General features: G+C 37.7%; 11 protein-coding genes. 8 read left to right on the top strand and 3 right to left on the bottom strand.

From position 1 onward, the window contains the following. Nucleotides 1–44 precede the first annotated feature (44 nt). On the bottom strand, nt 45–2,810 hold the full coding sequence (locus DYQ05_RS07890; RefSeq protein ID WP_206183219.1) for a hypothetical protein: 2,766 nt from the start codon (nt 2,808–2,810) through the stop codon (nt 45–47). A gap of 26 nt (nt 2,811–2,836) precedes the next feature. Further along, entirely contained in the window at nt 2,837–3,247 is a 411-nt protein-coding gene (locus DYQ05_RS07885; RefSeq protein ID WP_020965468.1) for a hypothetical protein, read from the bottom strand. Between the two features lie 193 nt (nt 3,248–3,440). On the opposite strand from DYQ05_RS07885, the gene arcC reads away from it, so the two are divergent. From arcC to DYQ05_RS07845, 8 genes are all read left to right on the top strand, one after another. After that, nucleotides 3,441–4,373 (top strand): carbamate kinase, encoded by a 933-nt coding sequence (gene arcC, locus DYQ05_RS07880; protein ID WP_020965467.1) that lies wholly within the window; start codon nt 3,441–3,443, stop codon nt 4,371–4,373. Between the two features lie 165 nt (nt 4,374–4,538). Next, complete coding sequence (locus DYQ05_RS07875) at nt 4,539–4,856, top strand: hypothetical protein (RefSeq protein WP_024469490.1); 318 nt, start codon at nt 4,539–4,541, stop codon at nt 4,854–4,856. A 193-nt stretch (nt 4,857–5,049) separates the two neighbouring features. After that, complete coding sequence (locus tag DYQ05_RS07870) at nt 5,050–6,429, top strand: MATE family efflux transporter (RefSeq protein ID WP_206183218.1); 1,380 nt, start codon at nt 5,050–5,052, stop codon at nt 6,427–6,429. Between the two features lie 105 nt (nt 6,430–6,534). Beyond that, a complete protein-coding gene (locus DYQ05_RS07865; RefSeq protein WP_206183217.1) occupies nt 6,535–8,031 on the top strand; it encodes a S41 family peptidase in 1,497 nt (498 codons plus the stop codon). A gap of 1 nt (nt 8,032) precedes the next feature. Then, entirely contained in the window at nt 8,033–8,779 is a 747-nt protein-coding gene (locus DYQ05_RS07860; protein WP_206183216.1) for an RsmE family RNA methyltransferase, read from the top strand. 16 nt (nt 8,780–8,795) lie between these two features. Further along, nucleotides 8,796–9,545: a WecB/TagA/CpsF family glycosyltransferase gene (locus DYQ05_RS07855; protein WP_206183215.1), complete on the top strand. Its 750-nt coding sequence runs from the start codon at nt 8,796–8,798 to the stop codon at nt 9,543–9,545. Next, the gene (gene mazG, locus DYQ05_RS07850) at nt 9,545–10,402 is read left to right on the top strand and encodes a nucleoside triphosphate pyrophosphohydrolase (RefSeq protein WP_206184120.1); all 858 of its coding nucleotides are present in this window, start codon (nt 9,545–9,547) and stop codon (nt 10,400–10,402) included. Before DYQ05_RS07855 ends, mazG begins: the two co-directional genes overlap by 1 nt. Before the next feature lie 56 nt (nt 10,403–10,458). Continuing rightward, nucleotides 10,459–11,880, top strand: coding sequence for a carbon starvation CstA family protein (locus DYQ05_RS07845; protein WP_206183214.1), 1,422 nt, complete (start codon nt 10,459–10,461; stop codon nt 11,878–11,880). Nucleotides 11,881–12,190: 310 nt separating this feature from the next. Here DYQ05_RS07845 and lnt read toward each other — a convergent pair whose 3' ends face one another. Then, the gene (gene lnt, locus DYQ05_RS07840) at nt 12,191–13,876 is read right to left on the bottom strand and encodes an apolipoprotein N-acyltransferase (protein ID WP_206183213.1); all 1,686 of its coding nucleotides are present in this window, start codon (nt 13,874–13,876) and stop codon (nt 12,191–12,193) included. Nucleotides 13,877–13,894 lie beyond the last annotated feature (18 nt).

Here is a 13,894-nt window from a genome sequence, read left to right as displayed (position 1 = left end):
CATCGACAAAATAAAAAAGGCAGGGCTCTACCCTGCCTTAAATTTTAAAACCTTACATTAAATACCGCATCGAATCTGCCGAATTTAACACCCTTTTCAATAGGATGGGCATACTCAATTCCTATAGTAGCCGCTCCGCTTATTCTAAGCGTAAGTCTTCCGTACAAAGACTGATAAAAATCCGGTTTTGTCTTCGAAGAAGCGCTTAAAAAATTAACGACATTTCTGTATCCGGCACTTAAATTAAGACGGTTATAAAATATAGGAAGCCAAAAACTTCCCGTTTGTATTTCATAACTGAAAAGAGTAAGTTCTCCGTCAAAGCCGAAACCGTAAGCAATTTTACCGTTTTTATTTCCCTCTTTTTTGGAGGCTTTTTCATATTCGGGCATTCCGGGCAGGAAACAATTCATTCCTACAAAAGCGCTGTTTCCGAAAAACGCATATCGGTTTTGTTTAGGATTTAAATATGCATTAAATCCCGCATAAGAACTTAACTTTAAATTTAGCGGTACAACTGGCGTGTTAAAATTTGCAAGAGCTTGAACGACAACAGCATTGGTTTTTGAATTAAGATGAATACCGTGTTTTACACCTAAAATAACTTCGGCGGCGGAAATATCCTGTGCAAAAAAATCCGTTGCAAGTCTTTGTTTTATCTTTTTATATGAATAACCTGCGGCAAATTCTTCGGATATGACAGGCTGCCCCAATTTATATTTATAAAGCGTTTTTTCAGTTCCGAAATCTTCGGGATAAAATGCAAAAGTTTCAAAAGAAGCTCCGGCATTTAAAAGAAAATTACCGTAAACGGATTCGGTAGGAATAACCGCTTCCGTTCCTAAAGTAATTCCCGTTCTTCTGTATCTAAACCCGTTGTTTATATCATAAACATTAACTTTAAAATTTGCAGGTTTGGAATTTACCTTAAACTCAAATTCCGGTTGATAAAAAAACGGTTTAAAATAAAAAACGGAAGAAAATGAAAAACTCAAAAGTTCGGAAGCATCAAGACCCGATAACTTTATGCCGAGCCCCGACTGTCCGAGTTTTTTAAAATTAGGAGGCATTTTTATTACGGGACTCGGAGAAACCTTCCAAAGCCATGAAAAATAATTATATTTTTTTTGCTTCAATATTCCGACATCGGGAGCCTTGCTCAAAGGAGCGGCATTTTCCGCAGTAAAAGGCTTTAAAGCGGAAGCCCTTTCTTTAAATTCCTTTTCCTTTATTTTATAAAGAGAATTATATTTTGCATGCATACCTACATAAAAAATCTCTTCAAAGCCGGGTTTTGAAAGCACAACGGGGAAAAAAGTTCCTCCTGAAATATCTTTTTGCAAAACTTTAAGAGTGTTCGTTTTTACATTATAAAAAGCCGAACGGTAAAGCATATTTTTCTCAGCCCACGAAAAAGTAAGTACGGGCTCTTCCGAAGAGTTATTTGTCTGCAAATAACGGATTGCATGAAGAGGCTGTTCAAATTCAAGTTTTTTAATTTCTCCTGAAACCGTATCCAATATTAAAATATCGCGCTTAAGACCGTTTCCTGCTATAAAAGCGATTTTATTTTCTCCTGCAAAAACCGGATTACAAATTACGGAATAAGATTTACCGGGGCCTGCGGAAAAAAGAATATCTTTATTGCCGGTAGAATAATCCAATACAATCAGCTGCGAAAATTGTCCTCCAACTTCCACTCCGCATATTTTATTGTTTCCGCAAAAAGCCGCATCACGAATAGAAAAATATTTTTTATCCAAAAACTTTCCCGCTTTCATATCGAAAATTACGGCTCTGTGTTTTTCTCCCTTTACGGTTCGGATAAGGTCCGTTACTAAAAGATAGTTCCCGTCTTGAGAAAAACTTAAATTTGAAAGAGAGGAATTGGCGTTAAAAAGTTTTTTAAGTTTTCCCGAAACATCTTCAGCATTATAAAAAAGAACTTCCTTTTGAGCAAAGTCAAAACAGGCAAATCCGTTTTTATTTGCCGCTGTAACATTAAAGCCGGACTTATTTTTTCCTTTAATCGACGGCATAGGTACTTGCACTTCCTGAGGAAAATAAATGGAATCTATAAAATTATCCCAAAGAACCGTCAGTTTTTTATTAAATATCTTTTTTGTCTTATCCATAGGAAAAAGATTAAAAGAGCTGTGCCAGTACTTTGCATAAGTTTCCATTCCGTAAATTTTCTGAAGATAATCCGCAAAGACCGCCCCGTACAAGTAACCCCAAAAAGCTCCGGGATATATATCTCTTCTGTCAGCGGCCTGCTGCCATGAAGGGCTTACACCGTCAATCCTTCCCTGCATTAAGTGGTGATAAATTAACGGGTCGTGCAATCTGCCCTGCGTTCCGTCCGAACTTTCAAAAAGCACCGCAACGCCTTCTTTAAACGAAAGAGGTAAAAGAGGAAAGAGGTATTTAAGAGAAATTGCATGTGTAAGCTCGTGATAAAAGACTTTAAGAATAACGTCATTAAAATTGGACAGCTGTCCCTCGCCGGGCAAGGTATCGTAAAGAACAATCCTACTGTACGGGGAAGAGGTAAAATATCCGTTTAAATCTTCTTTATCGGAAATTATATATACGGGCATACGCTTGGGAGGTTTTTCACGATTAAGACGGGAAGAAATCTCTTCCGCATAAGAATCCGCATACTCCGCAATCAAAGCGGCGGCCGATTCCGACTTTTTTGCATAAATAATATCAAAGTATTCGGTTTTATGCACAAGCAATTGGCCGTCAGATGCGGCAGCCGCAGAAAAAGCGGCGGCAAAAAACAGTTTACTAAAATTAATTTTCATAATAATAGCAGTATGCAAAAAAAGCTTTATGCTGTCAAGTCCAAAACTGCGGCGGGTAAAGGATTTCCTCCATATCCTATATTTTCAGTTTGGGCAACGGCATTTTTTATTTCATTATGATAGTAATTTAACAAAGAATCAAGCTGTGCATCGTTCATTTTAATTTCCAGCTTTTCGGCACCCGATTTTGCAATAGCCGCTTTTTCGGCTTCGTTCGTTTTCATAGATACCAACTGATCTATTATGGAATTTAAAATTCTGAGTTTATCTATGCTTACGCCGCCGTTATTACGCTTTTCGGCAAAGCCCGAAACATATTTAAAATGAGAATATAAAAGTTGGTTCGGGGAAACGGGAAAATAAGCTCTTCCGCCCGCCGATATTTTGGGCATAGCCATATAAGAAACAGCTTGAAGCGATGAATTATTGGAAATCATAAATAACAAGCCTCCTGACCGAAACCTAAATTCTTTACTATTAGTATCGGTATAATATTACACGGCTTTAATTCATCTATAATAATGTCGCATTTAAGCCCGTCAATGATTTATAATTTACTCGATATAATTCTACTTGAAACAATCACGGTATTTTCGTATAATAATATTTTCTAACATAATAGGAGATTTTATGGCAAAAAAAATTGTTATAGCTTTGGGCGGAAACGCATTGGGAAACAATTTGGAAGAACAGCGTAAAGCGGTTAAAATTACCGCAAAAGCCATTGCCGATTTGGTTCAGGAAGGACATTCCGTTATCGTTTCGCACGGTAACGGACCTCAAGTAGGTATGATTCATTTGGCAATGTCCGAGTATCACAAAATCGACAAAAAAACTTCCGAGCCTGAACTGGCGGTTTCGGTTGCAATGAGTCAGGGATATATCGGCAATGATTTGGAAGCTGCTTTGCGTGAAGAGCTTTTAAACCGCGGTATCGATAAACCGGTTGCAACTTTGATTACTCAAGTTGTTGTAGATTCTAAAGACCCCGCTTTTTCAAAACCGACAAAACCCATAGGCAGCTTTATGACAAAAGAAGAAGCCGATGTTTTAATTGCACGCGGTGAAAATGTTGTAGAAGATGCGGGACGCGGATACAGAAGGGTTGTGGCTTCTCCGAAACCGGTAGATATTGCCGAAATTGAAAGCGTAAAAGCCTTAAGCAATGCGGGACAAATAGTTATTACCTGCGGCGGCGGCGGAATACCTGTAGTTAAAGAAGGAAACTATATGCGAGGAGTTCCCGCAGTAATCGATAAGGACTTTGCAAGCGCGAAACTGGCTCAATTGCTGAATGCGGACTGCCTTATTATTTTAACGGCCGTAGAAAAAGTTGCCGTTAACTTTAACAAACCCGACCAAAAATGGCTTTCCGAAATTTCGATTGCCGATGCAAAAAAATACATTGAAGAAGGACACTTTGCTCCCGGTTCAATGCTGCCTAAGGTACAAGCCGCAATACAGTTTGCCGAATCGAAAAAAGACGGCTATGCTTTAATCACTCTTTTGGAAAAAGCAAAGGACGCCATTAACGGAAAATCCGGTACGATTATTAAGGCTTAAAATATTTTAGCCGGCAGTACACTAAAGTAACTGCCGGCAACCGTTTAAGTTAATTCCGGTAATATACCGCTTTTTATCCGTATTTGAATTTACCTGTTACAAATATTTATATCGATAAATCGGAATTTATGTAAATATTATTACAATTAGTATAGAAAAACAAAGATGAAAATAAAGGAAATAAAATATCTCGTGTATCTTATTTTTTTACACTGTGCCTGTATATTTTTTACAGTCAGCCGATTTTTATTTTTTAAATGGGGAAAATGGCTTATAAATACACGTTTTTTACATTCCTCTTTTTCGGTATATATAGTAATGATAATTTTCATCTTTCCTTCATTTTCAATTATACCCTATTATTTTCAATATGATTTCCCCAATGTTTCCGCAAAAAAAAAGTGTATACTTGCCGTAATTCTTACGGGAAATACTTTATTGATTTTAGCTTATACCGCTTTTATTAATAAAATTATGTCATAGATAATATTATGCAAATATTTACAAAAAGAAAACGGATATAAGGTAAGGCAATAAATAAGATATTGTAAAAAGAAAGGTCTTGAAAAAATTATCAAAAATTTACTTATGACCTTGACAAATATTCCCAAAAAGGTATTATAAATGCTTACCGTAACGGTAAGGATATCGTTTATTTAAACACTACACTTAAAATATGATAAAAACACAATACGGATATTTCGGTCCTCTTAATTTTTACAAAAAGGCATTTGCTCTTGCTTTGCCAATAATGGTCCAGCTTTTTATTCAATCCTTAGTTTCTCTAATAGACAATTTTATGGTTGCGGGTCTGGGCGACTTAAAAATGAGCGGTGTAAATGTTTCCAATCAGTTAATCTTTGTTTATATAACCGGGTTAAACATAATTTGCAGCGCCGGCGGAATTTTTATGTCGCAGTATAACGGTACAAAGGACGCAAGCGGAATGCGGCAGTCTTACCGTTTTAAACTGATTACCTGCGGTATATTTGCAGCTCTTTTTCTAACGGTTTCCGCTATGATTCCTGAACTTTTATTGGGACTTTTGGTAAGAGGAAATACCGCTAAAGCGGAAATAACGGCTGAAGGAAAAATCTATATGAGCGTAATTATTTTTACGTTTATACCTATGGCATTTTCTTCAAGCATTTCTTCTTCGCTGCGAGAAACGGGAAATGTAAAAATTCCTATGTACATTGCAATGTTTTCCACACTTATAAATACGATAGGAAATTATCTTTTAATTTACGGGAATTTGGGTGCTCCGCGTCTTGAGGTTGCGGGAGCCGCCTATGCAACCGTAATTGCAAGACTTTGCGAACTTGTTATTTTTATTTTGTATATAAAAAAAATAAAGCCTCTCTTTTATGTAAAAATAAAACATATATTAAAAGTACGTATAGATTTGTTCCGCGAAATATTAAAAAAGTCGGCTCTTATTTTTATTGCGGATATGTCGTGGGTAATAAGCGAAACCGTTGCCACGGCAATTTACAACAGCAGGGGCGGCGCCGAAGTAGTTTCCGGAATGTCCGCAGGCTGGACAATTGCGGAATTATTCTTTTTGGTTTTTCCTGCGGTAAATACATCTATAGGCGTCATAATAGGCGGAACTCTCGGCCGCAATTCTTTAGAAGAAGCGAGAGTACAAGCCCGATGGATGAAAACGGGAGCCGCAGCCGCAGGATTTGCAACGGGGCTTTGCGAAGCGGCGGCGATTTTTTTAATTCCGATAGTATTCGGAAGACTTACTCCTTCTTCTCAAATCGTAACAAAAAAGCTCTTACTTTTTGTAGCTCTTTATATGCCGGTATGGACATATCAAAATTCTCAATATGCCGTTGCCCGTGCGGGAGGCGATGCCGTTATGGGTGCATGGGTTGACACTACGGTAAACATGCTTTTATTTACGCCCCTTATGTTCATAATGTATAAATTTACCGATTTGGACTCGCCTACTATATACGGCATCGCAAAACTGACAAGCATAATAAAGACCGTGTTGGCCGGTATTCAATTAAAAAAAGAAAGATGGGTAAAAAACTTAACCCTTTGATACGGGAAAAACCGCAAATATTTTTTTTAAAATTATATACCTCCATCGCTTTTTCGGATTTTGCGGGGCTATTGACAAATTCTTAATATAGTTCAAAATATAAGAATGAACAAAAAAATCACTTGGATAAACACAATTATCTTTTCAACTCTTTTACTGATTGCGGTATTCTTTATGCCGCAAAAGGCTCCGGCAGCTCCGAACAGCGAAACGGAGAATTCCTCCGATGTAAATATGAAGTTTTTGGAGTCGGTTTACGAGTTGATAAAAGCAAATTATGTAGATGAAGTAGATACCGAGCTCCTTTATCAAGGCGCTATGGAAGGAATGCTTAATTCTTTAAAAGACCCGTACACCTCATATATTTATAAAGATACAACCATCGGTCACGATTTGGAAGATACCACAAGCGGCTCTTTTTGCGGGATAGGTGTTCATATTACAAAGGCGGTTGTTTCAACCCCCGAGCGTCCGGCCTATGTTGAAATTGCAAGCCCTATAGAAGATACCCCCGGCTGGAAAGCGGGTCTGCAATCGGGAGATTATATAACCGAAATAGACGGCACTCCCACCGAAGAAATTACTCAAGAAGGCGTTTTAAATATGCTTCGGGGAAAAGAAGGAACGGAAGTAACCTTAAAAATCCTACGCGGAAAATCTATGGAATTTGAAGTTAAAATAAAAAGAGCCGTTATAGAAGTGCCGACCGTCAAATTCACAAAAATAGGAAAAGATATAGCATATATACGCTTAATCGAATTTAATCCCAACTCCGCAAAGCGTATAATCGAAGCTTTGGATAAGCTTAAAGAAGAAGACTGCACGAAACTGATTTTGGATTTGCGGGATAACCCCGGAGGCCTTATTACAAGTTCCATAGAAGTTTCAAGTATTTTTTTGGAATCCGGTACGGTAGTTTCCACAAAGGGACGTGCAGCCGGAACAAGTTCCACTTACAGCGTAAAACGCTTCGGCACAAAGGCTCCGAAGGAAATGCCCGTGGTAATTCTTATTAACAAGGGTTCCGCAAGCGCTTCCGAAATAGTTTCCGGAGCTTTAAAAGACCATAAACGCGCTTACCTTATAGGTACCAGGTCCTACGGTAAGGGACTTGTACAAAATATCATTCCGCTTACTCAAAACGAATCGGTAAAAATTACCGTTGCACGCTATTATTCGCCGAGCGGTGCCAATATCGACAAGCTGGGAATCCTGCCCGACTTGGAAGTAAGCCGCCCTCAATTTACACCGGAGCAGGAAAAAAGCGCTATTAATCTTTTAAGCACCTCCGAAATAGCGGATTTTACAAGAAGCAAAAAAGAACTTTCACGCGATGAAATGCTCGAATTTGCAAAAAAACTTGAAAAAAAATATAACATACCTTCAAATTTAATTTTACCGTTTATAAAAACCGAATATCACCGCTCTCATAAAGCTCCTGTAATAGACATCGAAGATGATATTCAGCTTAAAGCCGCCGTAAAGGTTTTAAATACGGAAAATGTAAAAGCTCTTTGCGAAAATTCCAAAACTCTTTTGGAAATGCAAAAAGCCGATGAAGAAAAAACTGCGGCAAACGGTAAAGATAAAAAAAAGGAATAAAATGAAACAATTTATTGTTTCCGAAATTCCTGACTCCGAAGGAATAATAAAACTTTCAGGGAAAGATTATCGTTATCTTGTAGCCGTAAGAAGAATAAAAGAAGGGCAAGACCTAAAGGTTTCGGTAAACGGAAACACCCCTTCGGAAGCGGAAGTTTTTAATATAAATACCGAAAAAAGGTATATAAAACTTAAACTAAAAAAAATACATTCCGCCGTAAAAACCGTGGAGCCCCGCCCCGCCATTGTTTTAATGCAATGGCTTATAAAGGGACAAAGAATGGATACGGCAATCCGCCAATGTACCGAAGCGGGAGTTAAGGCCGTCTTTCCGATTTTGGGGGAATTTTCCGTAATACGGGAAGAAAACAAAAACCAAACGGAAAGACGCAAACGTATTATACGCGAAGCAAGACAACAATCAGGCTCTCCCGTAGAAACGGAAATTTTTCAGGCGGCCACTCTTAATAAGAGCTTGGCTTCCGTTTTTGAATACTTAAACGGAAAAAAAACGACAAAGCTTTTGATGACGGAAAAAGATGAAGAGGAAAACTCCCTTCAAACTTGCTTAAAAGAAAGCCCTGAAGCCGTGATTTTAGCTATAGGCTGCGAGGGAGGAATAAGCCCGAAAGAAACCGAATTTTTGATTCAAAACGGATTTAAGCAAGTGCATTTTAAAACAAATGTCCTGCGTGCGGAAACGGCAGCTATTTATGCAACCGCGGCAGTTCAAACAATTTTAAATTAATTTTTAAGGATAAATTATGGCTCTAACAAGAATTAACTTTTTAAACGTTCCGCTCGATGTTCTGAACGAAGAAGATATTGAAGAAACCGTAATGAGTTTATTGGAAAAACCGGGTCCGCAACAGGTTATATTTATGACGCTTTGGGACGTTTTAAAAGCAAGACGCAACAACGAATTCGGAAATATGGTACAAAATGCGGCCTTATGTCTTCCTCTTTCAAAAAGTTTAATACGGGGAGCGAAATTTTTAAAAAAAGAAATTCCCGTAAGACGTCAGCAGTTTTCCGTAATTATTAAATTTTTAAATGTAATAGATGCCCACTATAAAAGCCTTTACTTATTCGGAGGAAGAAAAGAAAGCCTTCTCGCCGCGGAAAAAAACGTAAAAAGCACCTTTCCCAATATAAGAATTGTAGGACGCTTTGCAGGGCATTACCATAAATCCCTTGAGCCGCAAATCATTTCCGCAATGACAAAGGCGGAGCCTTCCATAGTAATAATAAGCTCGGGAATCCCCGGCGGAAGAAAATGGATTTACAGAAACAGAGAAAAATTTAAATCGGGCATTTTTATCCGCGACGCCTCGGTAATAGATATTTTTTCCAAATTTAAAAACCGCCCGTCCGAAATTCCTTTTGAAAAAGGCTACGACTATCTTATTCAAGTTTTAAAAAATCCTTTTAAAATTTTTAACATATTCAGATACTTTTGGTACAATATTCTTTTACTTTTTTATAGGCTTTTTAGAAATAAGGGTGTAAAATGATGACAACAAATAATTTATTAAATAATTTTGACATACTGTTCGGGGTAATAAAAAGATTACGGGGAAAAGGCGGCTGTCCTTGGGATATTGCACAAACTCCAAGCTCCATGCGCAGACCTCTTTTGGAAGAAGCCTACGAGGCCGCCGACGCAATCGAAGAAACGGTATGTAAAAACGGAGAAACTTCTTTTTCCCACATACGCGAAGAATTGGGAGATGTATTATTAAATACGCTTATGATTTCGTACATGTACGAGCAGGAAGGCAAATTTTCTACGGCGGAGGTAATCGCGGACGTTACCGAAAAATTGATTAGAAGGCACCCTCACGTATTCGGTGAAACCGAGGGCTATGAAGGACCTGAAAGCGAAAAAAAAGTATCGACGCCCGATTCCGTTTTAAAACAGTGGGAAAATATAAAGGAAACCGTAGAGAATTCAAAAAATAAACCGTCATCTTCATTATTGGACGGTATTCCGAAAAATTTTCCTCCCATACTCCGCTCCTTAAAGATTACAAAAAAAGTATCAAAATGCGGTTTTGATTGGGACAGCTTTGAAGGAATAAAAAATAAACTTGAAGAAGAAATAGAAGAGTTTTATGAAGCGGTTAATTCTAAAATACCAGAGCGCATAGAAGACGAATTGGGAGACGTGCTTTTTATTTTAATGAATGCAGCAAGGTTTATAAAAACGGACCCGGAAATCGCTCTTTTACACGCAAACAGCAAGTTCGAACACCGTTTCAGGTTTATAGAAAAGGAAATGAAAAAGGCGGGGTTAAAACTTTGCAAAGAAAATTGGGAAAAAATGGAAGAATTTTGGCAAAAAGCAAAAAAAGAAGAAAAACTTTGTTAAAAGAGGCTTGCATTTTTTATAAGATGAACGTATAATTCAAAGTATAGGAGTAGCGTATGATTACATTTGTTTTGTGTCTGACAATTTTAATCGTCGGATATTTTGTTTACGGCAAGATAGTCGAAAACTCATTCGGTATTACCCAAAATCCTACACCGGCAATCAGTAAAGAAGACGGTGTGGACTATGTACCCTTAAGCACGGGAAAGGTCTTTTTAATTCAGCTTTTAAACATAGCCGGTTTGGGACCCATATTCGGTGCTATTTCGGGAGCCTTATGGGGACCTTCGGCATTTTTATGGATTGCCTTGGGAACTATTTTTGCGGGAGGCGTACACGATTATTTAAGCGGTATGATTTCCGAAAGGCATAACGGTACGAGTATTTCCGAAATTTCCGGTATTTATCTCGGAAATATAATGAAATTCGTTATGCGCATTTTTGCGGTAGTACTGCTTGTATTGGTAGGAACCGTTTTTATGAAAGGACCTGCGGACTTACTGGCAAAACTCACCCCCGAACATCTTACCTCGAATTTCTGGCTTATTATAATCCTTATCTATTACTTTTTGGCAACTATGCTTCCGATAGATAAGATTATTTCAAAGATTTATCCCGTATTCGGCATTGTTTTAATTATAATGGCATTGGGAATATGCGGAGGTATCTTTTGGGGAGTATTTTCCGGTAAAATGACAATGCAGGAATTCTCTTTTGCAAACGTACACCCGCAAGACCTTCCGAGATGGCCTCTCTTATTCATTACAATCGCCTGCGGCGCAATTTCAGGGTTCCATGCAACACAATCACCTCTAATGGCAAGATGTATCAAAACGGAAGCTGACGGCCGTAAAGTTTTTTACGGAGCTATGGTAGGAGAAGGAATTATAGCTCTTATTTGGGCGGCTGCCGGTGTAGCATTTTACAACGGTACGGGCGGACTTGCGGAAGCTCTCGGAAAACTCGGAGGCCCTGCCGGAGTAGTTCACAATATTTCCTTTGAACTTTTAGGCATAATAGGAGGTATTTTAGCCTTTTTAGGCGTAGTTGCATGCCCCATAACTTCAGGAGATACGGCTTTCAGAAGTGCACGTTTAACCTTATCCGATTGGCTTAACATTGAACAAAAAGATATAAAAAAACGTTTAATTCTTGCAGTCCCGCTTTTGGGAATAGGAGGCTTTTTATCTCAAATAAACTTTACTATTATTTGGCGTTATTTTGCATGGTCCAACCAAACTCTGGCTATGATAGCTTTGTGGGCGGGAGCTATGTACCTATTCTTAAATAAAAAATCTTACATAATAGCTGTAATCCCTGCCGTATTTATGAGTGCGGTTTCAATGACATATATTTTAATGGCTCCGGAAGGCTTCCGACTGCCTACACACATTTCTTATCCGATAGGAATAGCTTTTGCAATCATCTGTTTAGCGGTATTTATTTTTGCAATACGAAAAAAACGGGAAACCAATTAAATTTTTTAAGCCGGTTATTTTTAATATCCGGCTTAAAAAGCAAAAGCAAAAAAAAGAGATTGGCAATATTTTGCCAATCTCTAAACCCGTATAAAAGGCTCTAACCTTTAACAGGCACTTTACCGTCCTTGAAATAAATTCAAAACGTAATTTTTCCGACTATATTAAAACGGTGTCCGGATGTCAAAAGACACACCGTCTTTATTCGGTATGTATTATTATTATCGGCAATATTGCGAAAAACTTAAATTTTTTTTATATGTTTTTTAAGAAAAATTGAAGAATATTAAAAAAACGTTTGAAAAAGCCTTTATTTATTTTGTCGTTTATAACGTTTAACCGAAAATAAAGGTTTGTACCTGCGTATAAATTTTATGTTTTTTTTATGTTCTTTCCAATGAGAGGAAGGAAGAGGTGCAGAAACTTTCTTTTTTACGGAAGTAATCCATTGAACCGCCATTAACAACATTAAAATCGTAAAAATAAGCGCCGGAAACCAGTCTTTAAAAATTGCAAAGGGTGTTTTTGTATGTCCGTATATGGGGATTTCAACAAAACCTGAAACAGCTTTAAAAAGAGGCATAGTATATAAAACCCGTCCGTAAGGGTCAACGACAGCGGAAAACCCCGAATTTGTAGAGCGGACAAGAGTTGTTCTAAGTTCTATAGCCCTGTAATAAGAAACTACAAAATGCTGATATTCGGCGCTCGCGGTTTTCGACCATGAATCATTACTCATATTAACCAAAAGCTCGCTTCCTAAATTATGCAAGCCGACACAAACATTCGGAAAAGCGTCTTCAAAACAAATCGGTGCCGCAAATTTTATATTTTCACCCGCAGAATTTTTTACCGAAAAAAGTTTAAACTCGGAACCGGGAGTCCAGCCCGATGAAAAGCCCACAAGTTTATCAAATAATTTGACAACAAGGGGATTATCTATAAACGGAATATATTCCGCAAAGGCTACAAGCTGAATTTTAGAATAAATATCGGAAACTTTTCCGTCAGGAGAAATCAAACAGGCGGAATTATAAGATTTACCGTTATTTTCATAAGGAGAACCCGTAAAAAGCGGAACATTTAAATTCTTTAAAAAAGAAGAAAACGGGTCGCTTTCGGGAGACATATCATAATAATAAAAGCCCTCGGAATACGGTATTGCAAGAGAGTTTTCACTCCATATAACCAAATTCGTTTGTTTAGGAGCTTTGCTTACAGCTTCTTTTGTAAGATTTTGCGAAGTTCTAAGATATTCTTCAAAATTGGACATATCCCAAGGGTCTCCGTTTTGCTGAACTATTACGGTGTTTAAAGTTTTTAAAGGCCTGATGTCCTTATTAAGTACTATAATTCCATAAATGTTAAAAAGAAAAACTAGACCTGCAACAAAGAAAAAGGGTTTTCGGAATTCAGCAAGATTTTTAAAGAATTGTTTTTTACATACGGAAAAAGAATATGCGTTAATAAATTCTCCGAAGCAAGCCGAAATAAGGGGTACCGCAAAAGAAAGCCCCCAAACTCCCGTAGTATCCGCAAATTGAATAAAATGTTTTAAATTAAAACAAACCATCGGAGAAGTCCCCCAGGGGTAAGCTAAAAAATCGTTTGATTTAAAATACTCCCACATAAGCCAAACTGCGGCAAACCCGAACATTCTTGTAATTTTATTTTGTTTAAGTACATAATGCAAGGAAATACCGAACGGCAGCGCTAAAAAAAAGTAAGCCGCCGTAGAAGCTCCCAAAGTAAAAATTGCAAAGTCTTCAAAAAAAGCAAGCCAATAGCTTGCAAAAAGCTGTACGCAGGCGGCAAAAATTCCGTATAATATTGCAGCCCTTTTATATGAACCGCAATTTAAAAAAACATAATACACTAAGGCCAATGCGGAAAATCCGGCCGCCGCCGAACCGAAATTAAAGAATTCATTCGGAATTCCGAGGGAAAATAATAAACTTGAGCACAAAATTGCCGAAAAAAACAAAAAAAAATGCATAAATTTTCAATCTATTTA

It is taken from the genome of Treponema pedis (assembly GCF_017161325.1).
Lineage (GTDB): Bacteria > Spirochaetota > Spirochaetia > Treponematales > Treponemataceae > Treponema_B > Treponema_B pedis.
Note: the sequence above shows the minus strand (reverse complement) of the source record. Positions and strands in the feature narration are given on the sequence as shown.

Bases quoted from the DNA above. Each gene is read 5' to 3' on its own strand.
- DYQ05_RS07890 (WP_206183219.1), bottom strand. From the start codon at position 2,810: ATGAAAATTAATTTTAGTAAACTGTTTTTTGCCGCCGCTTTTTCTGCG.
- DYQ05_RS07885 (WP_020965468.1), bottom strand. From the start codon at position 3,247: ATGATTTCCAATAATTCATCGCTTCAAGCTGTTTCTTATATGGCTATG.
- arcC (WP_020965467.1), top strand. From the start codon at position 3,441: ATGGCAAAAAAAATTGTTATAGCTTTGGGCGGAAACGCATTGGGAAAC.
- DYQ05_RS07875 (WP_024469490.1), top strand. From the start codon at position 4,539: ATGAAAATAAAGGAAATAAAATATCTCGTGTATCTTATTTTTTTACAC.
- DYQ05_RS07870 (WP_206183218.1), top strand. From the start codon at position 5,050: ATGATAAAAACACAATACGGATATTTCGGTCCTCTTAATTTTTACAAA.
- DYQ05_RS07865 (WP_206183217.1), top strand. From the start codon at position 6,535: ATGAACAAAAAAATCACTTGGATAAACACAATTATCTTTTCAACTCTT.
- DYQ05_RS07860 (WP_206183216.1), top strand. From the start codon at position 8,033: ATGAAACAATTTATTGTTTCCGAAATTCCTGACTCCGAAGGAATAATA.
- DYQ05_RS07855 (WP_206183215.1), top strand. From the start codon at position 8,796: ATGGCTCTAACAAGAATTAACTTTTTAAACGTTCCGCTCGATGTTCTG.
- mazG (WP_206184120.1), top strand. From the start codon at position 9,545: ATGACAACAAATAATTTATTAAATAATTTTGACATACTGTTCGGGGTA.
- DYQ05_RS07845 (WP_206183214.1), top strand. From the start codon at position 10,459: ATGATTACATTTGTTTTGTGTCTGACAATTTTAATCGTCGGATATTTT.
- lnt (WP_206183213.1), bottom strand. From the start codon at position 13,876: ATGCATTTTTTTTTGTTTTTTTCGGCAATTTTGTGCTCAAGTTTATTA.